The following is a 21,428-nucleotide window of genomic DNA, read 5'->3' as shown; positions in this document are numbered from 1 at the left end:
TCAAGGATTACCAATATTACGAGTTGTGCATCAAAACCCATATTTGTTGATATATAAACTATTTTCATTTATCAAGTCAAACAACTTTATAAATTTGAATTCATTGTAGTAAAACTATTTTCGTGATAATTTATTTACGAGATCACTTTTACACTATCCTTTTAGGATTTACTACTTTCTGTGAATAAATAAAAGCACCTCTTGATTACTTAAAAAGTTCTTTTCATCTATTTTTTAGGTGCATGGCCTACCTCACTTCACATACTGAAAGTGATAGTATTTTCCTTTTAAGGAATTTTCCGATTATAATCTAATTACAACAATTTATCGACATTGTTTATTTATAAACACGATTATTGTACTAAAATAATTTATGATTATCTTGATGTAATACAAGAGTGTTACTTCACTATTTATTTTCCTTATATCATCATTTCATTCATCACAACTATTCTAATTTTGTTATCTAGTCTTTTGTACTTCTAATTTATAATAGTTATTAATGCTTGGAACACGTTTCATGTCAAAAGGGTAAATAATTATATTTACATCTACAGTACGTTTTTGTTTCATTCTTTTTTTAAACACTAAATTTCCAAACGATTTACATCTAAATATAACTAATTTTACTTAATGATAATGATAGCTCATTATGTGTAGTCCACCATTGATTAACTAAATGTTCAAATACATTAATTATTTCATTTGCCTTTAAAATAGAGTTTTTGTTTCTATTTACGAATTGGATTTTTTTAACAGCATTCTCATAGTAGAGTCTATTCATTGGTCCAACCAAAACCTTATAATAAGTTAAGTCAATAACTTTATGTATTGCTCGATCCAATTCATTAAAAGTTATATGTAAATCTTGTATACTTTTACATTTTCTATAACGGTCCATTTTATTTAAAATGTCTGAAATAGATTGAAGAGCTTTAGGGAAACTTTCGCTTTCTATATACAATTCTGTTATTTTTTTGATTGAATCACTCTTTTTATAATTATTTTTTTCTTCTTTAAGAATGCTCTCATTAACAATACCTATATTGAAATCCTTTAGTAATGATTCCAATGGATAAAATGATGTATATTTTATAGAAGCTCCATTTTTAGTACAATTAATAACATTTAATTTTGGATTCTCTTCAAGATAATTTTCTATACTATTTTTTGCTAAAATAAATTCCTTACTTGAAAGTAGTTTTTCTCCAGTAACAGATTCAACATGATATATTTTAGTTGGACCAACACTCACTCCAGCAGAACCTGGCTTATATTGTATACCTTTTGCATATCGGGCATTTTTTTCAAATGACAAATTTTGCCCTACTAGTATAATTGGATTGCATTCAAGTTGACTGAGTATATCCAATGCCACAACTGTAACCGTCGGACCATCATTAATTACTTTAATATCCTTATCCTCGTCAGAAGAAAGTAAAAAAGGATTAAGATAATCTTGACTGTTAATAAAATGAATTTTTTCTCCTGGATAGTCAATTAAACTGTCAGACCCTATAGTAGAACCAAATATAAGTGGAATATCTCTTATATTTTTTTGTTTAATTTTCTCAAACACTCTTCGATTTTCCTTTTTGGGATCATATGCAATTGTTGCGTGCGGGCGAATACCATATTCAATTAATGCATTTATTGCCGATCCCACTGCAAAAATATAAGCTGATTTCTCTACTTGAATTCTTTTTAAATTATCAATTTCCTTAGCTAATGAAGGTCCCGCCCCAACAATTATTGCTGGTTTACCCTTAAATAATTTTCTATCAAAATTTAAAAATAGATTTGGTGTTTCTAAAATAATTGGGAAATTGTTCATACTATTTAATCCCCATAGTTTTTGAAAGGTATAGTCTGAAGCCACTTGATCATATTTATTAGTAACCAAACGTTGGTAAGTTGTTAGGAATTGATTTATTTCTTTTGGAAAAATTCTTTGATAACTAGGTAAGATAACCAACTTAGGTGGAACATTGGATTCACCCAAAATGGTTGTAATAATTTCATCAATATTTTTTTCTAAATTGGTTAGAAATATATTAACGAGTCGATTATATATTGGTTTTTTTAATTCAATATTCTCTAATGAACAATTTAAAATCGAAGGAAGTAGTTCAATAAAGTAATAATATTTCGGTCTAAATTTTTCAATAATAAAAGGAAGATGATAACCTAAACCAAGCCCCAAAAAAATAATAGGTGCTCCATCAGATATTTCCAATCCTTCACTTATTGCTAATCCTTCTTTTTCTGGATTATAGGAACTATGTATAAATAACTGCTTATCCTTTCTGGCAATTGACAGTGTAGGTAGGCCATTTTTTGCTTTTACTTTTAGTAATCCTTCCATTTCTTGTTGACTTTCTAAAGTTACAAGGAGCTCTTTATTCATATTATTTATTATTTGTTTATTAACGTTTAACATTTGATAACTTCCTCTTTTCAAAACTTCCAATAAACTAATGAATCATTTTTATAAAAATAGTTTTAGTATTATTGTTCTATATACTTAGAATTAATTAAAGTTATTTGTAATTGTTTTTTTAAGGAATGTAATACTGGTATAATTTCATAATCTATTATGTCTGTTAAAAGAGTGATATCTTGCTTTTCAAGTGAAATTAATAAACTTTTCAATTGATCTTGAAGATTATTTAAAATCAGAAGATATTCATTACAATTATCATCCCATAAATCACTTTTTTTGTATAAATGTATTACACTTACTAGCCATTGCATACCTTCAATAAATTCTTGAAAATGAATCCATTTATTATTACCCTCGTTATGAAAAAGGGAAGTATTTAAGCTACTTAACGCAGGGATTGCTCTGTCCAAGTAATCGCTTGCCTCTTTCATTATATGAATTATATACTCTCTTTCTGTATACGCAACTACTGTTACATCTTTTGTTTTTTCAAACCCTTCCTCCAAAAAAAATTCCTCTAAAGGTTTAAAAATTTCGGTTCCATCAATAATATAGTGACTAACAATTAGTTTTTTTCTTTTAGTTAGTTGGTTTATTTTATTTAAAATATCATTCAATTCTTCAGGATTCTTATAGAAAAATGTATCTCCTAAAATATTTACTTGCATAATTAACCTCCATATCACTTCATTTAACCTAAACTCAGAAAGTGATTTATTTATATTATATCAAATTCTTATTAACTACTATTTATATCGTCAATAACATTAGAATATTTAATTGTTCAGCAAACACCCCATAAAATACCAATGTAACAGTCTATCTTCTAGCAGATAGAATAAAGCGGAATAACAAAAAAAAGAAAAGCCTCATAAAAATGAGGCTTTTCAAAAGAATATCATCAATTAACGAAGTAATTGAAGAACACCTTGTGGTTGTTGGTTAGCTTGAGCTAACATTGCTTGTGCAGCTTGAGAAAGGATTGAATTCTTAGTTTGATTCATCATTTCTTTCGCCATGTCTACGTCACGGATACGAGATTCCGCAGCTGTTAAGTTTTCAGAAGATGTTCCTAAGTTATTAATTGTGTGCTCTAAACGGTTTTGGAATGCACCAAGATTAGAACGTTGTGCTGATACTGTTTCGATTGCGTTATCAATAGCTTCGATTGCTGCAGATGCATGATCAGCCGTAGATACATCTAATCCAAAGCGATCATTAGTATTTGTTGTTCCATTACTTACACCGGCAGAACCAGAAGTATATACTGCACCAGTTACAGCAGTTTTATCAGTTAGATTAGAAACTGAATCACCTGCTCCGTGGCTTGCTCCTGCAGTATCAGACTCAAGACCTAGAGCTGCTGCACGCATATCTTTAATTTCGATTGTCATACTTTGACCATTGTTCGCACCAATTTGTAATTTTGCAGAGAATCCAGTTCCACCAGAAGTATTTAAAAGCTTTTGAGTATTGAATTCTGTTGTATTACCAATACGGTTGATTTCAGAAGTTAAGGCATTGATTTCCTTTTGAATTTCATTACGATCTGACTCAACGTTTGTATCGTTTGCAGCTTGTGTTGCAAGTTCACGCATACGTTGAAGGATGTCATGAGTTTCGTTTAATGCACCTTCTGCAGTTTGAATTAATGAAATACCATCTTGAGCATTACGAGAAGCTTGATCTAAACCACGGATTTGTCCACGCATTTTTTCAGAAATTGCTAGTCCTGCAGCATCGTCACCAGCACGGTTGATACGAAGACCAGATGACAATTTTTCCATTGATTTAGATTGAGCATTAGTAGCGCTATTTAATCTGTTAAAAGTATTTAACGCTGCAATATTGTGATTAATTTGCATTATTATTTCCTCCTTGAATTTGAAGTTCACGTCCTTGTGAACTGTTAAGATTTTTAAGAAAAAATGAAAGTCGGCCGACCTTTCATTTCTCGCTTACATTATTTATATCGACAGGTTTTGTGGAGGTTTAATAGTTTTTCATAAAAAATTATTCTATTTTTGTTTTTGGTAGAAGTGAAAGTAAATGCTTGATGTCCTTAGATGCTTCTGCATTTTCGGATTGGATTTCTGTATAAACTTCTTTCCTATGAATTTCTATGTTTTTAGGTGCACTGATACCAATTTTGACTTGATCACCTTTAATTGCAGTGATGGTGATTTCGATGTTACTATCTATTTGAATTGTCTCTCCTTTTTTTCTTGATAGAACAAGCATAGTCTCACCCCTTTATTGGTTGCTCAAATAGCGAATGTTTAATATTATACTGTGTATCATTTAAGATTACTTGCTTTGCTCTGTTATTTTTTTCATTAAGTACTATCGGTGCTTGCAAATTAGCGGTTGTTTTTTCAAATGGATCATGCACAGTAACAATAGCAAATACACTAATTTCTTCATGATTGTCTATTGAAAGTTGTTCGATTGTTCCTTCGTCAAGGCTAAATTCATAATTTCCAATAAAACTAAATGGACTCGTTAACACAAATGCGAGTTCTGGTGTTTTAACCGATTGCATTATAGTGAAAACTGTTTGATCAGGTAAAGATAAAAAGATAAATCTCTTTTCATCAAGAAATCCTGGAATTCCTTTTATAAAGTGGAGGATATCTTTATCTTGGATTTCTATTTCACCATGATATTTCGTTTGAATTTTCATCGTACCACTCCTAAATTTCCTGTTCATAATTGATTCCAACATATTTTAAATTTGCAAAATCAATTTGTAAATCTTGATATTGCTTCATCCTTATATTAACGGTTCCTGGTTGATAATCAATGATTGGTTTCCTTGCTTTTGTATTATTAATTGGTTTATTAATATCCCATTGGATATCTAATTTTGTTGGCTCGTAATTAATCTTTACACTCCCTGCCTTAGGAACATATCCAATGTTAAAATCATAGGTTTTGAAAAGCTTTCCGTTTTGTTTAGCAATACTTGCTATAGCATTACCACCATTTTCTATTCTCATAAGCTCTTTGCCTTCTTGGGATCGTCTTGCAATCCCATTCAACCATTCTTGATAGCCATTTTGTGCAAATTCCTCTACTCTTCTTCTAATTGATTTCAAATCAACGTCAGCTCTCGCTTCGGTTTGATCAATTGAGAGAGCTCCAGGAGTTCTTGTGATATGTAATTCCGCTGGTGGCTGCTGAAGATCTAAATCAGGTCCGGGCTGTTCAATAGATTGTTTTGCTGGATTTGTTGTTAGCTCAATTTGTGCCGTTTGAGATTGTAAACGGATTTGTGGAAAATTCATTTTTCTCACCTCTAGTAAAAAAGGATCTAACCTTTTGGGGCAGATCCTAAGTATAAGTCTAAAGGAGTCAGATCCTATATTATTAATTTACATTTAATTGTATTAACATTAGGTCATAATAATTGTTATCTTAAAAAGTCAAGTAAAGTTGGTTGAATGATTCTCGCTCCCATTCCCAATGAAGCCCTTTGAATGGATTCTTGCGTAATTAAATCTGTAATTACCTTTTCCATATCCGCATCTTCATTTTCAGACATGAGCTTAGTTGCATTGACTTCTTGTTGATCAATCCGATCTTCCATTAATTCAAGTCTGTTACTACGTGCTCCAATTGTAGCGCGTTCATTAAGTAATGTGTTGATATTACTATCAAGATTTTTTATATCGTCTCCTAAGTCTACATCTGTTTTATCAGGACTTAATTTTTCTATAAGGGAGTTTAGATTTTTAAATAAATCCTCCGAAAATATTTCTTTTCCTCTTGAATTTACTTGAATATAAACACCTTTTGATAATTCTAGCTTAACAGGAGTGTCATTCTTCGACACTTCATATATAGGATTTCCGTTAGAATCTAGTTTAGTGCCGGATATATCTCCAACTGGAGCATTTAATGTATCAGCACCATTGAATAAATATTTATCGCCAACTTTTGTATTTGCCACTTCTTTTAATTGATCACGTAATTGTTCAATTTCTTTAGCAACTGAATTTCGTTGGTCTCCCTCTAGTGTTCCGTTATTTGCTTGAAGTGTTAGTTCACGAATCCGTTGCAATGCCTTTGTTGCTTGATCCATAGCAGCGTCTGAGTTATCAATCCAGTTATGAGCTTCTCCAAAATTCCGTTTATATTGTTGGACTTCAGTTAAGCTTGTCCGATAGGCAATCCCCTTCATTGCTACAACAGGATCATCTGAAGGACGGGTAATTTTCTTCTGAGTTTGCATTTGTTCGGAGATTTTCCCCATTTTTTCATAGCTATTACTTATATTTTTTAAAAAGTTATTAGAAAGCATGGATTGTGTGACACGCATAGTCTATTACTCTCCTTATCTTCCACCAAGGCCCATGCCGTTGATGATTTTGTCTAGCATTTCGTCGACGATTGTGATATTTCGTGCAGAAGCATTATATGCTTGCTGGAACTTAATCATATTAATAAATTCCTCATCAATGGATACCGAACTTACGGATTGACGATTTTCATCGACTGTTTGTCGCAGTGTTGCACTATTCGATGTTAAACGGTTCGCTTGTTGGGCATCAACACCGAGTTTACCGATGATGGCTTGGTAGTTAGAGCTAATTGTTCCTGAATCAAATGGAAGTTTTGGAGGATTACCTGATAAATCTATTACTAATCCACCTTCAAGTGAAACGGGACCTTTGATCAAATCAGCTATATTCATACCTTGTATTTTTGAAAGGTTGATTGCATTTTGCCCATTCCCTGATTCAACTTTGCCGTCAGCATTTACTGCGGAGGAAGCTGCCAGCATGCTATTCGTCATTTTGTCGTTTAATTGGATTTTTGCGGCTGCACCTTTATAATTGCCATCAGTTAATCCTACAAAGAAATCTTCTGTTGGATGCTCTCCATTTAAATCGTAGCCTTGTTTATGTACTTCATTAAAAATAGTTCCGAACGTGAAGGCAAGTTTATCTAATTGATCAAGCATATCCGGATAAATTCCGACTTCTTTTGTAATGTCATTACCACCTGCATCTTTTGTTGTGTATTGATAACCGTAACTCTCGATTAACCCTCTTAGTTTCCCTTGAGAGAGACCAACAACACCGTTTGCATTGGCGATATTCACTGTTGTACCGCCTATTAACAGCGCACCAATTAAACCATCTTTTGGTGGCTGGTCTTTGGAACCGTCTCCATCGCTATCTGTACCACCATCGATTCCGATTGAGTTATAGTTTGATCCTTGAACGAGATAAATTTCTTGTCCGTTTGGGTTTGTTAATTTAATATCATAGATTCCTTCTGCAAGTGGGGATGGTTTTCCACCGCTTTGTTTCACTTCTACTTTTACATTAAAATAAGTAGATAACTCGTCTACTAATCTGTCACGTTCATCATACAAATCATTTGGCAAATAACCGTGTGGCTCTACCTCAGAAATTTGTTTATTGACATCACTAATTTGCTTCAATATGGAATTGATATTTTTAACAGATACACCGATTTCATTTCCGATATTGTCTTGAATTCCCGAAATTGAATCACTTAAGTAGCGGAATGTTTCGGACACGGCTTGTCCCCGCTGAAGAACCACCGAACGCGCCCCGTCATTTTCAGGATTCACACTTAAATCTTGTAGTGATTGCCAGAATTGGCCCAGTGCTGAGGAAAGTCCGGTATCACTTGGTTCGTTCATAATGTCTTCCATTTTTGCTAATGAGTCCGCTCTTGAATTCCAATAACCGAGTTTATTGTTTTCGCCACGGTATTGAAGATCGAGAAAAGATTCACGTACACGCTGTACAGATCCTGCGGTTACACCTGTTCCCATTTGTCCGGGAATTTGCGGGCGATTCATCGATGCTGAAGGGTATGCTTCCGTTGCTTCGAAATTGATGCGCTGGCGTGTATAGCCAAGTGTATTGGCATTTGAAATATTTTGCCCTGTTACATATAAGGCGGATTGTTGGGTATTCATTCCACGCTTTGCTGTTTCTAGTCCATGAAATGTAGAAATCATTTCGTTACCTCCGTTTTGTTCCGATCATCTAAGCCTTTGAATTAAACATGGAGATTCCTGAGTTCTTCGTCTGTTTTTGATCAGGTCTGCCATAATTGATTGATTCATGTTTCGGTTGGATCATACTCAAGGTCATATTAACAAACTGTAATGATTGATGAATGAGCATTTGATTCAGTTCATTTTGATCCTTTAATTTATCGATAATTGACGTAATTGTTGTTTGTAATGTTCTTAGTTGTTCTTTTTCAAGTTCCGGTACTGCTTTGATACAGTCCGCAATTGTTATTTCCGTTTCTTTTCCGAGCAATTGTATTGCTGCTTCTTGACGTTTAACTTCCATAGTATTGATAGCAGCGACATAAGTTTGTTCGTCTTTTAATAATTGTTGGAGACCTTCCATATCGTTATTTTTAATCACTTCTGTTTTTGTTACTGATAGCTCATATAATTTTTCATGAAGTTTTTGAAGCTTTTCTAAGCTATCGATTAGTGTTTCTGTAGACATGGAAATGCCTCCTTTCTATACGCCACGATAGAAGTTCATAATACCTTTAGCGATTTGTTCAGGATTAAGCTCATATTGTCCATTTTTGACTTGGGTTTTCAATTGCTCGACTTTAGCGCGGCGTGCTTGCTCTATCGAAGATACTTGCATTTCTTTTGCCGCTCCGGAAATTTCAACTTTATCGACTGGTTTTCCGCTCTTATTTACTTGATCCATTTTATTCATTTGCTTTTTATATGGATTGATTCCGTGGTTTCCAATGTTATTAATTTTCATTGATTACGCTCCTTTCGTTCGAACGTATTTTTATCCTATATTAATTATATCGGCTATTATCGTGAAAGTTTTATAGTTGATTTTTCCCATTTAGTCAAAAATCCAAACGGAGCGTTTGGATTTTTTTGTTAATTGTTACTGACTATAGTAGGTACGTTTTTGGATTTGTTCTTTGCGTTTTTCTTCTTTTTCATGTAGTTGTAGGTCATTTAGGATGCCTCCGGTGCAATTTGCACAGAGTTTTCCTTCTCTTATGATTGTTCCACATTTTGCACATGGATATCCAAGGTTAGGGAATTGTGCGAGCTGGAGACGGCCTTTGCGGACCCATTTATATAGTAATTCTTCTTCTACTCCGGTTTCTTCAACAACGGTATCTTTAGTAGCTGAGCGGTTTTCGCGTTTTTTTAAAAATTTATAAACAATTTCATATCGTTTTTCTTCTTCTTTATAGCATTTCTCACAGACATCACGAACACTGTTTTTGATATACAATGCTCCGCATTTCGGACAGTTATTTAAATCTGCCATCCGGTTTCTCCTCCTACTGATCACTAATATATTTATTATATCGGATGATACTAGTATTTGTTAATACTTAACCTCTAGCAATTGTAATGGAAGTAACAGTTTTTGCACCTGCCTCTTTTAATATTTTTGCCGCATGCCTCAATGTTGAGCCCGTTGTGTAAATGTCATCGATGAGGAGAAGATTTTTCCCTTCCAGTTCAGTGTCATCTTTTCGATTGAAAACTTGTTGGAGATGAATTCGTTCGTGACGGGATTTTTTTGATTGCTTTTCGGAATGTACTCTTGTTAGGAGATAAGCAACATTTGCGTTTGCTTCGCTCGCTAATGCGGTGGATTGGTTGAAGCCTCGTTCAAGAAGTCGTTCATTGCTAAGTGGGATGGGGACGATTGCATCGTAACTGATTTGTTCTAGTTTTTCTTTGATTTTTTGCGAAAAAACTTTTGCTAATACATAGTCGCCGCGATATTTGAAACGCGCGAGCAGTTCTTTTAAAAAATCATTGTATTCATAGAATGAAATATTTTTATCAAGAATAGATGCCCAGTTCGCATCATTTTCCCAGCGATAGCAATCGAGACATACATCCCCTTTAATAAAGTCTTTTGAAAGTTTTTTAAGCGGGCGGCAGCATTTTTGACATATTGGCGGGTGAATAGGTGCCAATTGCATGCTGCAGTCTTTACATAAATAGGTAGGTGGCAGCTGTTTGAATAATGATTGCCAGGTGAGTTCGAATGGAATTGCGAGATGACAATTTAAACAATGATCAGACATCGATTAGGCCCCTTTCTTTCGCTTCTTTATTCATTTGGATAATGTGGTTGTATGCTTTGTTCATCGCCCTTGTGCGACCGTGGTGGAAAAACGTGATGTTTCCCGTTGGATGTTGTGAACTTCTTCCTACGCGACCGGAAATTTGCACGAGGGCGGCTTCGGTAAAAATACCATCTTCTGCTCCTACAACTGCAACATCAATATTCGGAAATGTGACGCCTCTTTCGAGAATAGTTGTCGTGAGAAGGATTTGCGTGTCCTTTTTGCGCATTCTCTCGACTTTGGGTTTCCTATTTGGATCTTCTGCATGGACGGATTCGATGTTTGGATGGAGTTTTCGAAAGTGGGGAGCGGTCTTTTCCATAAGTTTGATGTTTGGAAGAAAAATAAGTGCTTGTTTTCCCCTTTGTATTCTTTCTTTTGTCCATTTTTCAATTGGGGTTGGGATGATTCCTTTTTCAAATGATTTTTTCCAATTTCCACACCATGTGAATGTTGGTACGGGTAAGGAGTGGCGATGGAATCGGGCTGGGATTGTGATAAATGAACGTTTTCCCGTTTGGCATTCGTTCTGCCACTTTTCATTCGGTGTTGCCGTTAAATAAATTTTGGCGGCTGTTTTTTTTGCGGATTTTTCCACGGCAAATTGGAGGGTGTGGTCATAGGAGTATGGAAAGGCGTCCACTTCATCAACAATGATCACATCAAAGGCTGCGTAAAAACGGAATAATTGGTGCGTCGTTGCGATTGTAAGAGGAGAAAATTTATGTCTGTCTTCACTTCCTCCGTAAAGGGCTGCAGCTTCGATGGTTGGAAAAACTTTTTGCAATCGAGGAGAAAGTTCGAGAACGACATCTGTCCGGGGTGTGGCAATGCAGACTCTCATGTTTTGTTTCAAAGCCTCATTTATGCCTTCGAAAAGTATTTCTGTTTTTCCTGCCCCACATACAGCCCAGACAAGGAGTTCGGACTGGGTTTGGATGGCGGTTTTCACTTTTTGTGAGGCGGTTTGTTGACCCGGAGAAAGTGTGCCGTCCCATTGGAGTGGGGATTCTTCTGTTTGAATGGTAGGGTCTGGACCTGTCCATTGATATAAAGGCGTACAAGTTGATACTCGTCCCATCATGATGCAGTTGCGACAATAGGTGCATGTTTTTTGACATTTTGCACAAGGAAACGTGGCGAATAGATGGGCAGCTGTGTTGCCGCAGCGTTCACATTTCTGCTTCGTTATTCCTGGGGTTGATGAGATAAAGTTATTTTTTCCGTGCAGAGTGATTAATTCTTGCGGGTAAGGGATTTCATTTTGGAGAAGTTTGCGGCCAGTGAGAAAGGTTTGTAATTCAGGGGAAAATTCTGCTGACAAATGGTTCACTCCTTATAAAGGACGCCATTCTATTCTGAATGGCGTCATCTGCTATTTAATTGTCCAAGTTAATCCCATTGCGCCTTCACCAAGGTGAGTTGCAATAACGGGACCGAAGTAGCTAATTGAAAAGTCGACATTTGGATAAAGCTGTTCAAGTTCAGCTTTCCATTCCTTGGCATCTTCTATGCGATTCGCATGAATGATTGATGCTTGCAGTGACGTGCCTTTTGATGCATCCTCACCAATTAACTCAGCAATTCGATTCATTGCTTTTTTGCGCGTGCGAATTTTTTCAAACGGCACGATTACTTTATCAACAAAATGGAGCAAAGGTTTGACTTTCAGCAAACTTCCAATGATGGCTTGGGCACTTGTGAGACGTCCACCCCTTTGGAGATTGGAAAGGTCATCAACCATGAAATACGCTCGTAGTGACGCTTTCATTTCGTCTAGACGATTGATGATTGTCTCAGGTTGTTTTCCTTCCGCTGCCATTTTTGCTGCTTCTATTGCATAAAAGCCTTGGGCCATGCAGCTAATTTCGGAATCGTATGCATACACTTTGACACCTTCAACCATCGTTCCTGCTGTGATTGCTCCTTGATAGGTGCCGCTAATGCCGCTTGAAAGATGGATACTAATAATTGCATCGTGGTCTTTCGCTAATTTTTCAAAAAGGGCAACGAATTTTCCAGACGGTGGTTGTGATGAGGTAGGAAAGCGGTCTTTTCGTTTTAATTCTTCATAGAATTGTTCGGCGTTTAAGTCAACTTCTTCCTCATACGTTTCGCCGCCGATAACGACGCTAAGAGGGATCATATGTATATTCAGCTTCTCACGAATATCCTTCGGAATATAAGCCGTACTGTCTGTCACTATGGCAGTTTTCATTGTTTATCTATCATCCTTAATTTCGTTTGCTTTCATTTTATAAAAAATTGGACGATTTGGAAAGGCATTTAAGGGGGAATTATTAATATGTAAAAAATTCTTACGTCATTGATCATCTAAAATAAAAAGACACTTAGGTGCGTTCCTAAGTGCCTCGGTAATTACATTTATTTTTCTACAACAGCATGGCCGCCGAATTCATTGCGGAGTGCAGCGACTACTTTTCCTGTAAATGTATCGTCTTCAAGGGAACGATAGCGCATCATTAATGATAAAGCGATAACCGGTGCAGCGGTTTGGAAGTCAAGAGCTGTTTCAACTGTCCATTTCCCTTCACCAGATGATTGCATAACACCTTTGATTTTATCTAATTTGCTGTCTTTAGAGAAAGCATTTTCCATTAATTCCATTAGCCATGAGCGGATAACAGACCCGTGGTTCCAAACGGTTGACACTTTTTCATAGTCGTAATCGAATGGACTTTTTTCTAAAATATCAAAGCCTTCAGCAATTGCTTGCATCATACCGTATTCGATACCATTGTGGATCATTTTAAGGAAGTGTCCGCTTCCTGCTTCACCTGTGTATAAATACCCTTTTTCAACAGAGATGTCTTCGAAGACTTTTTCGACTTGCGCGAAAGCTTTCTTATCTCCACCAATCATTGTACATGCGCCATAGCGTGCACCTTCGACACCACCGCTTGTCCCACAGTCAAGGTAGTAAACACCTTTTTCTTTTGAAGCAGCGTGACGACGAAGTGAATCTTTATAATGAGCGTTTCCGCCATCAATGAGAATGTCGCCTTCTTCTAACAATGGAAGCAACTGATTGAACACTTGTTCCGTAATGTCTCCAGCTGGAACCATCATCCATAGTTTGCGTGGGCTTTCAAGTTGTTGAACAAGCTCTTCTAATGTGTGTGCCCCTTGTCCACCATCTTTAGAAATATTATCGACCGATTCTTTATTAACATCATATGCTGATACTTTATATCCTTTTTCAATTAGGTTTAATGAAAGCTGATAGCCCATTTTTCCTAAACCAACCATACCGATTTGCATGTCATATGCCGCCTTTCAAACTTTTTTTCACAATACTTTCATTATAAAAGAAAAAAAATTCCATGCAAGTTTTTTAGTCGAAGCTTTCACAAAATTTGTTGGAGTTGAATAGAAAAAACCTCTAAAACTAGTTCATCAACGTACAGTAGAATGATTTTTTGTTTTGAAAATATGCTTAGGTGTTTTTATTTTGTTTCCATTGCATAGGTTGCGATAAGCTTCCATTTACCGTCTTCTTTTCGGAACGTATTGATTTGACGACTAACTTTTTCTATCTTTTTCTTCTTTTTTCCTTTTTCTGAAACAATTGTTTTCAATTGTGTAAAAAGATTCGCTTCTGTTTTTTTATAGTCAATGATTACAACATTCTCCGGCTTCATTTGAATATTCATCGTATCAAAAATATTTTTCATATAGTTTTTTTCTTCATCGTATTTAAACGAAGTTGGATTTTTTGAAACGGTATCCATATATCCTGATAAGTCTTTTTTATTGAAACTAGAGATATGCTGATCTAAAACTGCCAACAACGCCTTTTTCTCCTCGGCTGGAAGATTATCCGCTTCCTTTATCGGTGGTGCAGCATCAGAAACAGTAGATTCGTTCGGAGGTGTTTGTTGATTTTGTTTCTGACTTTCTGTCGCTGTATTCGTTTCAGTTTTCTTATCCGTGTTTTCATCCTTCCCACATGCGGCAAGTAGGATTGAACCAACCAACATGATAACCAAAAATAACATCCATTTATTTAACCTTTTCATAATACACGACCTTCCAAAAATAAATATAGTTCACTATTCCCTTATTTTAAAGAAAATCACCCCAACCTACAACAAACTACAGCCATATGTAGAAAATACTACAAATTTATGGTGCCAGGCACCATTTATGCAGTATTATAAATATTTATACGAATTTGTGTATAAATGGTGCCTGGCACCTTGTTGGAGGTATGCAAAAAAGCATCTGCGGGTTTGAGGGTGCAGATGCTTTAGTGGCCTCTTCGGGCGAAGTCGACGAAGCGGAATTTGTCGAGTCGGTGACGAGATTCGGTGTATTGGAAGAGACTGGCGTCTTCCAGGTAGATGTAGTTTTTGACGACGACGATGTGTTTGTAGTCTTTTAAATCTAAGTATTTATAGTCCTCTTCTGTTGGCTCGTCTACCGATATTTCTTTTTTGGCAAAGCTGATTTTTAGCCCAAGCTCACCTTCAAAATAGGAAAATAGGGATCCTTCACATGTTTCCATTGATAATGTGGGAACAAATGACTGGCAGACATAGTCTTTATCAAGAATAATCCGTTCCCCGTCTAATTCCCGTGCACGGGCAATTTTCCATACTTGTTCATTCGCCTTTATATTCAATTGTTTTTGAATATAGGAGTTTGGTTTCTCCAATGCCATTTCGTATACGATTGTTTTCCATGGTTTCCCCATTTTGTCTACCAATTCTTTAAAGCTGACCAAACCAGAAACAGGGAAATCAAATTTTCTAACATCAAGCGTAAATGATCCTTTGCCTTTTATTTTTTGAATGAATCCGTTTTGCGACAAAAGATTTAATGCTTTCCGTACAGTTTCACGAGAGGTCCCATATTGCTCGACCATCTCATTTTCCGATGGAAGCTTCGTGCTTGGTTTGATTTCACCTGATTGGATTTGTTCTACTAAATCATCATAGATTGCTAAAAATTTATTTTCACGCATCAATATCACCCACTATGTTTGCAAACATTCAATGATATTGTACAAATATTTATCTGTTTAAACAATGTCTATTTCTTCAGGTGATACACGATAGACTCATAAGGACGTAATTGTACCTGTTGAAAGTGAGGATTCGAGTCCGAATAATTGGATAATAAAATCTCACTTGAATATCCTTCTATTTGAACATCTTCCGATAATTCAAAGCTTGTCTCTTTTCCGGAGAAATTATTGATGACAAGCAGCTTCTCGTTATTGCCGTTGCGCAAATAAGCAAAAATGCTTGGGTGATTATCTAAAATAAGCTCGTATTCACCATCCGTAATAATCTCGTATTGTTTCCGCAATTGAATCAGTTTTTGATAATGGTAAAAGATTGAATCTTTGTCTTGCAGTACACGTTCTACGTTTATTTCCTTATAATTTGGTGCTAAGTTAATCCAAGGGGTTCCTTCCGTAAATCCAGCATTTACGTCACTTGTCCATTGGACTGGGGTACGGGAATTATCACGGGATTTTTCTTGTAAAATTGAAATAATCATTTCTTCCGATAATCCCTGTTCATGCAATTTTTTATAGGCATTTAAAGATTCTACATCCCGATACTCCTCGATCCGCTGAAACTTCGGATTGGTCATCCCGATTTCTTCCCCTTGATAAATATAAGGAGTTCCTTGCATCAAATGAAGCGTCGTTGCGAGCATTTTCGCTGATTCTTTCCAATACGCGCCATCGTCCCCATATCGTGAGACAATTCGCGGTTGGTCATGATTACACCAGAATAGCGCATTCCATCCGCCACCCTTATACATTTCGGTTTGCCACTCAGAGAGAATTTGTTTTAATTTTATAAAATCAAAATCAGCTACCGTCCATTTATTACCATGTGCGTAATCCACTTTTAAATGGTGAAAATTAAAAGTCATGCTTAATTCATTACGTTCTGGGTTTGAATAGTTGATGCAATGGTCAATCGATGTTGACGACATTTCGCCTACTGTCAGTGCATCATGTTTAGAAAAAACTTCACGATTCGCTTCATGTAAAAATTCATGTACGCGTGGTCCATCCGTATAAAACTTCCGGCCGTCCCCAGTTGAATCATTAGGAAAGTCTTGATTTTTCGAGATTACATTAATCACATCTAAGCGAAAACCATCTACTCCTTTTTCAAACCAATAGTTCATCATCTTATAGACTTCTTTGCGTACGCTCTCGTTTTCCCAATTTAAATCCGCTTGAGTGACATCATATAAGTGAAGAAAATACTGACCCGTTTTCTCATCTAGTTCCCAGGCGGATCCGCCAAATTTCGATTCCCAATTATTCGGCTTACTTCCATCAGGATTTGGTTCCTTCCAAATATAAAAATCACGATATGGATTATCTTTTGATGAACGTGCTTCTTTAAACCATTTATGCTCGGTTGACGTATGATTGACAACGATGTCCATAATGACTTTTATTCCACGAGAATGTGCTTCTTCTAGGAGTGAATCAAAATCCTCCATCGTTCCGTATGGTTCATGAATTTCATAGTAATCGCTAATGTCATATCCATTATCATTTTGCGGGGAACTATAAATTGGAGTTAACCAAATAACATCAATTCCTAGTTCTTTCAAGTAATCTAACTTTTTAATTATCCCTTGAAGATCACCAACACCACTTCCAGTAGTATCATAAAAACTTTTCGGATAGATTTGATATACAGTTGCTTTCTTCCACCAAGGTTGTTTCATCTACAATCACCACTTTTTCATAGAATAAATAGGATAAGGGTGTCTCAAGTACCACCCGAGACCCCCTCTTAAAAAATTACTTTGTTTTTCTTAATTTCGCGAATACGATTGTAAGGACAAATGGGATGACGATAGCAATTCCCATACCGATAAAGAATGCTCCCCAATTTTGCGGGAAGATCGAAAGGAATCCCGGTAACCCACCGACACCAACAGATGCCGCTTTTACACCATTTAATGTAATAAACATGCCGCCAATGGCAGAACCGATAATTGCTGCGATGAAAGCAAAACGGAAGCGTAAGTTTACTCCAAACATCGCTGGTTCTGTTATTCCTAAATAAGCTGAAATCGCTGATGTTAAGGATAATCCTTTTAACTTTTCATCTCTTGTCACAAACATCATAGCTAGCGCTGCAGTTCCTTGCGCAATATTTGATAACGCCAACATTGGCCAAAGGAATGTAGAACCTGTTGATCCGATTAATTGTAAGTCAACAGCTAGGAATGTATGGTGCATACCTGTAATAACTAAAGGTGCGTAAAGCAAACCATAGATCAGTCCACCTAATGCCGGTGCAGCGTGGAAAATGCCAACTACTGCATCTGTGATGACATTCGCAATCGCAAATGTAATTGGTCCAATAACGATAAATGATAGAAAACCGGTAATTAATAAAACAATCGGTGCAACGAGTAACAGTTGAAAAGCATCCGGAATTCGCTTTTTCAAGAATATTTCTAGTTTTGCAAGTACATAGGATGCAACTAATACTGGCAATACTTGACCTTGATAACCAACTTTTTGAATGTCTAAACCGAATAAATTCCAAGTAGGAATCTCTTTTGTTGATCCATACGCCCATGCGTTAAGTAGGTCCGGATGAACAAGCATTAAACCGAGTACAATCCCCAATAACGGATTCCCACCAAATTTTTTCACTGCTGACCAACCAATTAAGCCAGGTAAAAAGGTAAAGGCTGTATTGGCAATTAAGTTAATGATGCTAGCAAAATCTTTCCACTGTGGATACACATCAACAAGTGATTTTTTATCAAAGAAAATGTCTTGCCCTGTCAAAATATTATTGATTCCCATTAGGAGACCGGCTGTTACAATTGCCGGTAGGATTGGGATAAAAATATCAGCAAGCGTTTTAACTGCACGCTGAATTGGATTTAACTTCTGGGACGCAGCGTCTTTTATCTCTTCTTTTGAAGATTCACCAATTCCCGTAAGTTTCACCATTTCCTGATATACTTTATCGACCGTTCCTTGACCGATGACCACTTGGAACTGGCCATTTGCTGAAAATGATCCCCTTACAAGGTCTATATTTTCCAGTGCTTCCTTATCTACAACGCTTTCATCTTTCAAAGCGAAACGCAAGCGTGTGACACAGTGCGTTGCGGCAACGATATTTTCTTTTCCACCGATCGCCGTCACGATTTGCTCAGCAGACGTTTTTACACTCATTTCTTCCATCCTCCTGCTATTGTTTTCAATGAAAACAATACGATTTCCTTATTATTTGTAGGCGGTTACAATTTTATAAACTAGAATAATAGCAAACTCTTTTATACCGCTTACATTTCTTCTTATGACTTGTATATACAAGATAGAACTTATAGTTTTATAATAACTTGTATATACAGGTTGGTCAACAAAAAAATAAAAGGAATTTTTGGATTGGGGTTTTCTGTAGAAGGATGCAAGAAGGAAAAGACGAAAAATCACTTTTTTATTGCATGAATTCTTCTGATTCGAGAAGGAACTACCTTAATTCCACTGCTTTCCTGCACGAATCCACCCGATTCGAGAAGGTACGACCTTAATTCTTCTGCCCTCCTGCACGAATCGGCCTGATTCGAGAAGGAACGACCTTTATTCTTCTGCCTTCCTGCATGAATCTACCTTATTCGAGAAGGAACGACCTTTATTCTTCTGCCTTCCTGCACGAATCGGCCCGATTCGGGAAGGAACGACCATATTTCCACTGCCTTCCTGCACGAATCCGCCCGATTCGAGAAGGTACGACCTTTATTCCACTGCCCTTCTGCATGAATCCGCCTGATTCGAGAAGGAACGATCAATATTCCACTGCCTTCCTGCATGAATCCAGAAGCATCTCTATAGCCCCTCCAATGAATACTCTGCATTCATACAAAAAAACACCCTTCTAAATTAAGAAGAGTGTTTTCATCTTATTATCGAACTTCAACCCAGCCGTTTTTGATTGCTGATACGACAGCTTGTGTGCGGTCATTTGCACTCATTTTTTGCAAAATGTTGCTGACATGGTTTTTGACCGTTTTTTCGCTTATGTATAAAGTTTCTCCGATGACACGGTTGCTTTTTCCATCAGCAAGTAGTTGAAGTACTTCACATTCACGTGGTGTAAGTAGGTGTAGCGGTCGCACGACTTCTGGTTGTTGATAGCCTGTCCCAGTACTTTGTCTGTTTGCTAAGCGTCGAAATTCTTCTACTAGATTACGAGTAATCTTTGGATGTAAATAAGATCCGCCTTCAGCAACGACCTTTACTGCATCGATTAATGCATCGGAATCCATTTCTTTTAGTAGATAGCCAGTGGCACCTGTTTTTAATGCATGGGTAACATAGTTTTCATCATCATGGATTGATAAAATAATAACTCTTGTATCTGGATAGGTTTCTACTAATTGACGTGTAGCCTCGATGCCGTTTTTATTGGGCATGTTAATATCCATTAAAACTACGTCAGGTTTTGTTTGTTCGATTAATTGCAGGGCGCTTGCTCCATCTTCACCTTCCGCAACAATTTCGAACGTCTTTTCAAATTCTAAAATACGTTTTACCCCTTCACGAAACAGTTGATGATCATCAATGATGGCAATTTTAGTAGACAAAGCTTTCTCCTCCTTTATTTTAAAAAACGTTTTTTCAGTTAATTACACTTGCTATAAATTAATGAATTTCATTTACAAATTTATCTTTATTGATCAAACATCACCTGAATGGTTACGATGGTTCCCGAACCAATCTTTGAATCGATTGTGATTTGACCATCAATGATATCAACACGTTCTCGCATTCCCATAATTCCGAAGGAGCCTTCTTTCTTTGATCGAACGTCAAAGCCTTTTCCATTATCCTTGATTACGACAAAAATACGATTTTTTCGCATTTCTATTTTCACTTGAATTTCGGTAGCGTCCGCATGCTTGATTGCGTTTTGAACTGATTCTTGAACTAAGCGAAATAAAGCCACTTCATATTTTGATGGTAGTCGATATTCATCACCCAGATTGGTAAACCGGAAAACAATCCCATTGTTATATTCTTCGGTTCGTTCTAGATATTTTCTGAGGGTAGGCACTAAACCTAAATCATCTAATGCCATTGGGCGGAGGTCATAGATAATTCGACGAACCTCTGAAAGTGATGAACGGACCATTTTCTTTAAGCTGCGTACCTCTTCAAGTGCATTAATAATTCCTTGTTCACGATAAACTTTTTCGACTAAATCAGATCGAAGGAGCATATTGGCAAGCATTTGGGCAGGTCCATCGTGGATTTCCCTGGAAAGACGCTTTCTTTCTTCCTCCTGTGCTTCAATGACACGAAGACCAAAATCTTGCTTTTCTATCGCATCTTCTAATGCCGTACCTATTTCCTTTAAGTCACTTGTTAAATAGTTTAGTACAACGCTTGTTTGTGATACTAAATGATTGGCACGATCAATTGTTTCTTCAAGGTTGATAAGCCTTCTCTCTAATTCGTCCCTTCTTCTTCGGAGTTGCTTTTCCAACTCACGATTCATTGAAAGTTTCATTTGATAGTTATGAGCAATTTCATACGCATCACGCACTTGTTCTTCTGTATAATCGCGAAAATGTTGGCTGACAACAGATAAACGCCTACGTGATTGCCGGGTTTTGATTTCTAGATCATCACCCTCTTCAATTGCCTTTGATACCATGATCTTAACTTCATGTAGTTCATCGGAGAGAGTTTCATAGTCTTGACGGCATTGTTCACCAATATGGAAGATTTCATTTTTGCTAGAATCAACGGTATCAATCATTTTTTCCAATATTTGATCAAGTGTCTTTGCATCAATTTTTTTTAATGCCATCCTCA

21 protein-coding genes are annotated in these 21,428 nt (G+C 36.4%); all 21 read right to left on the bottom strand.

From position 1 onward, the window contains the following. Positions 1–610: 610 nt before the first annotated feature. The 21 genes from I5776_RS04760 to I5776_RS04660 all read right to left on the bottom strand — a co-directional run bounded on the left by I5776_RS04760 (position 611) and on the right by I5776_RS04660 (position 21,423). Positions 611–2,440, bottom strand: coding sequence for a motility associated factor glycosyltransferase family protein (locus I5776_RS04760; RefSeq protein ID WP_202779219.1), 1,830 nt, complete (start codon positions 2,438–2,440; stop codon positions 611–613). Positions 2,441–2,508: 68 nt separating this feature from the next. Further along, positions 2,509–3,111, bottom strand: a complete 603-nt coding sequence (locus tag I5776_RS04755) for a DUF8042 domain-containing protein (protein ID WP_202779218.1) — start codon at positions 3,109–3,111, stop codon at positions 2,509–2,511. Positions 3,112–3,348: 237 nt separating this feature from the next. Continuing rightward, the gene (hag, locus tag I5776_RS04750; RefSeq protein ID WP_202780682.1) at positions 3,349–4,308 is read right to left on the bottom strand and encodes a flagellin Hag; all 960 of its coding nucleotides are present in this window, start codon (positions 4,306–4,308) and stop codon (positions 3,349–3,351) included. 148 nt (positions 4,309–4,456) lie between these two features. Beyond that, positions 4,457–4,684, bottom strand: coding sequence for a carbon storage regulator CsrA (gene csrA / locus I5776_RS04745; RefSeq protein WP_202779217.1), 228 nt, complete (start codon positions 4,682–4,684; stop codon positions 4,457–4,459). Positions 4,685–4,688: 4 nt separating this feature from the next. Further along, positions 4,689–5,126, bottom strand: a complete 438-nt coding sequence (fliW, locus tag I5776_RS04740) for a flagellar assembly protein FliW (protein ID WP_202779216.1) — start codon at positions 5,124–5,126, stop codon at positions 4,689–4,691. 10 nt (positions 5,127–5,136) lie between these two features. Beyond that, positions 5,137–5,730, bottom strand: coding sequence for a DUF6470 family protein (locus I5776_RS04735; protein ID WP_202779215.1), 594 nt, complete (start codon positions 5,728–5,730; stop codon positions 5,137–5,139). Positions 5,731–5,855: 125 nt separating this feature from the next. Continuing rightward, entirely contained in the window at positions 5,856–6,764 is a 909-nt protein-coding gene (gene flgL, locus I5776_RS04730) for a flagellar hook-associated protein FlgL (RefSeq protein ID WP_202779214.1), read from the bottom strand. A 15-nt stretch (positions 6,765–6,779) separates the two neighbouring features. Continuing rightward, positions 6,780–8,444 (bottom strand): flagellar hook-associated protein FlgK, encoded by a 1,665-nt coding sequence (gene flgK / locus I5776_RS04725; protein WP_202779213.1) that lies wholly within the window; start codon positions 8,442–8,444, stop codon positions 6,780–6,782. 28 nt (positions 8,445–8,472) lie between these two features. Then, positions 8,473–8,952 (bottom strand): flagellar protein FlgN, encoded by a 480-nt coding sequence (locus tag I5776_RS04720; RefSeq protein ID WP_202779212.1) that lies wholly within the window; start codon positions 8,950–8,952, stop codon positions 8,473–8,475. A 15-nt stretch (positions 8,953–8,967) separates the two neighbouring features. Further along, positions 8,968–9,228, bottom strand: a complete 261-nt coding sequence (gene flgM / locus I5776_RS04715; RefSeq protein ID WP_202779211.1) for a flagellar biosynthesis anti-sigma factor FlgM — start codon at positions 9,226–9,228, stop codon at positions 8,968–8,970. A gap of 135 nt (positions 9,229–9,363) precedes the next feature. Then, positions 9,364–9,759, bottom strand: coding sequence for a TIGR03826 family flagellar region protein (locus I5776_RS04710; RefSeq protein WP_202779210.1), 396 nt, complete (start codon positions 9,757–9,759; stop codon positions 9,364–9,366). Positions 9,760–9,826: 67 nt separating this feature from the next. After that, complete coding sequence (locus I5776_RS04705) at positions 9,827–10,534, bottom strand: ComFC family protein (protein ID WP_202779209.1); 708 nt, start codon at positions 10,532–10,534, stop codon at positions 9,827–9,829. Continuing rightward, positions 10,527–11,900, bottom strand: a complete 1,374-nt coding sequence (locus I5776_RS04700) for an ATP-dependent helicase ComFA (protein ID WP_202779208.1) — start codon at positions 11,898–11,900, stop codon at positions 10,527–10,529. The genes I5776_RS04705 and I5776_RS04700 overlap by 8 nt, the downstream gene beginning before the upstream one ends. Positions 11,901–11,951: 51 nt before the next feature. Further along, positions 11,952–12,794, bottom strand: coding sequence for a DegV family protein (locus I5776_RS04695; protein ID WP_202779207.1), 843 nt, complete (start codon positions 12,792–12,794; stop codon positions 11,952–11,954). Between the two features lie 167 nt (positions 12,795–12,961). Further along, positions 12,962–13,858 carry a phosphogluconate dehydrogenase (NAD(+)-dependent, decarboxylating) gene (gnd, locus tag I5776_RS04690; RefSeq protein WP_202779206.1) on the bottom strand — a complete coding sequence of 299 codons (897 nt, stop codon included), beginning with the start codon at positions 13,856–13,858 and terminating at the stop codon, positions 12,962–12,964. A 185-nt stretch (positions 13,859–14,043) separates the two neighbouring features. Continuing rightward, positions 14,044–14,616, bottom strand: a complete 573-nt coding sequence (locus tag I5776_RS04685) for a hypothetical protein (RefSeq protein WP_202779205.1) — start codon at positions 14,614–14,616, stop codon at positions 14,044–14,046. Between the two features lie 230 nt (positions 14,617–14,846). Beyond that, positions 14,847–15,563 (bottom strand): trehalose operon repressor, encoded by a 717-nt coding sequence (gene treR / locus I5776_RS04680; protein ID WP_202779204.1) that lies wholly within the window; start codon positions 15,561–15,563, stop codon positions 14,847–14,849. A gap of 68 nt (positions 15,564–15,631) precedes the next feature. Continuing rightward, positions 15,632–17,305, bottom strand: coding sequence for an alpha,alpha-phosphotrehalase (treC, locus tag I5776_RS04675; RefSeq protein ID WP_202779203.1), 1,674 nt, complete (start codon positions 17,303–17,305; stop codon positions 15,632–15,634). A 76-nt stretch (positions 17,306–17,381) separates the two neighbouring features. Beyond that, positions 17,382–18,782 carry a PTS system trehalose-specific EIIBC component gene (gene treP / locus I5776_RS04670; protein WP_202779202.1) on the bottom strand — a complete coding sequence of 467 codons (1,401 nt, stop codon included), beginning with the start codon at positions 18,780–18,782 and terminating at the stop codon, positions 17,382–17,384. Positions 18,783–19,513: 731 nt separating this feature from the next. Beyond that, positions 19,514–20,194, bottom strand: coding sequence for a response regulator (locus I5776_RS04665; protein ID WP_202779201.1), 681 nt, complete (start codon positions 20,192–20,194; stop codon positions 19,514–19,516). Between the two features lie 86 nt (positions 20,195–20,280). Next, entirely contained in the window at positions 20,281–21,423 is a 1,143-nt protein-coding gene (locus tag I5776_RS04660; protein WP_202779200.1) for a sensor histidine kinase, read from the bottom strand. Positions 21,424–21,428 lie beyond the last annotated feature (5 nt).

This window comes from Heyndrickxia vini (assembly GCF_016772275.1).
GTDB lineage: Bacteria > Bacillota > Bacilli > Bacillales > Bacillaceae_C > Heyndrickxia > Heyndrickxia vini.
Note: the sequence above shows the minus strand (reverse complement) of the source record. Positions and strands in the feature narration are given on the sequence as shown.

Excerpts from the sequence above, each read along its gene's own strand:
- gnd (WP_202779206.1), bottom strand. The coding sequence starts at position 13,858 with ATGCAAATCGGTATGGTTGGTTTAGGAAAAATGGGCTATCAGCTTTCA.
- flgK (WP_202779213.1), bottom strand. The coding sequence starts at position 8,444 with ATGATTTCTACATTTCATGGACTAGAAACAGCAAAGCGTGGAATGAAT.
- treP (WP_202779202.1), bottom strand. The coding sequence starts at position 18,782 with ATGAGTGTAAAAACGTCTGCTGAGCAAATCGTGACGGCGATCGGTGGA.
- I5776_RS04735 (WP_202779215.1), bottom strand. The coding sequence starts at position 5,730 with ATGAATTTTCCACAAATCCGTTTACAATCTCAAACGGCACAAATTGAG.
- treC (WP_202779203.1), bottom strand. The coding sequence starts at position 17,305 with ATGAAACAACCTTGGTGGAAGAAAGCAACTGTATATCAAATCTATCCG.
- I5776_RS04710 (WP_202779210.1), bottom strand. The coding sequence starts at position 9,759 with ATGGCAGATTTAAATAACTGTCCGAAATGCGGAGCATTGTATATCAAA.
- fliW (WP_202779216.1), bottom strand. The coding sequence starts at position 5,126 with ATGAAAATTCAAACGAAATATCATGGTGAAATAGAAATCCAAGATAAA.
- I5776_RS04695 (WP_202779207.1), bottom strand. The coding sequence starts at position 12,794 with ATGAAAACTGCCATAGTGACAGACAGTACGGCTTATATTCCGAAGGAT.
- csrA (WP_202779217.1), bottom strand. The coding sequence starts at position 4,684 with ATGCTTGTTCTATCAAGAAAAAAAGGAGAGACAATTCAAATAGATAGT.
- I5776_RS04705 (WP_202779209.1), bottom strand. The coding sequence starts at position 10,534 with ATGTCTGATCATTGTTTAAATTGTCATCTCGCAATTCCATTCGAACTC.
- I5776_RS04755 (WP_202779218.1), bottom strand. The coding sequence starts at position 3,111 with ATGCAAGTAAATATTTTAGGAGATACATTTTTCTATAAGAATCCTGAA.
- I5776_RS04685 (WP_202779205.1), bottom strand. The coding sequence starts at position 14,616 with ATGAAAAGGTTAAATAAATGGATGTTATTTTTGGTTATCATGTTGGTT.
- I5776_RS04720 (WP_202779212.1), bottom strand. The coding sequence starts at position 8,952 with ATGTCTACAGAAACACTAATCGATAGCTTAGAAAAGCTTCAAAAACTT.
- treR (WP_202779204.1), bottom strand. The coding sequence starts at position 15,563 with ATGCGTGAAAATAAATTTTTAGCAATCTATGATGATTTAGTAGAACAA.
- hag (WP_202780682.1), bottom strand. The coding sequence starts at position 4,308 with ATGCAAATTAATCACAATATTGCAGCGTTAAATACTTTTAACAGATTA.
- I5776_RS04760 (WP_202779219.1), bottom strand. The coding sequence starts at position 2,440 with ATGTTAAACGTTAATAAACAAATAATAAATAATATGAATAAAGAGCTC.
- I5776_RS04660 (WP_202779200.1), bottom strand. The coding sequence starts at position 21,423 with ATGGCATTAAAAAAAATTGATGCAAAGACACTTGATCAAATATTGGAA.
- flgM (WP_202779211.1), bottom strand. The coding sequence starts at position 9,228 with ATGAAAATTAATAACATTGGAAACCACGGAATCAATCCATATAAAAAG.
- flgL (WP_202779214.1), bottom strand. The coding sequence starts at position 6,764 with ATGCGTGTCACACAATCCATGCTTTCTAATAACTTTTTAAAAAATATA.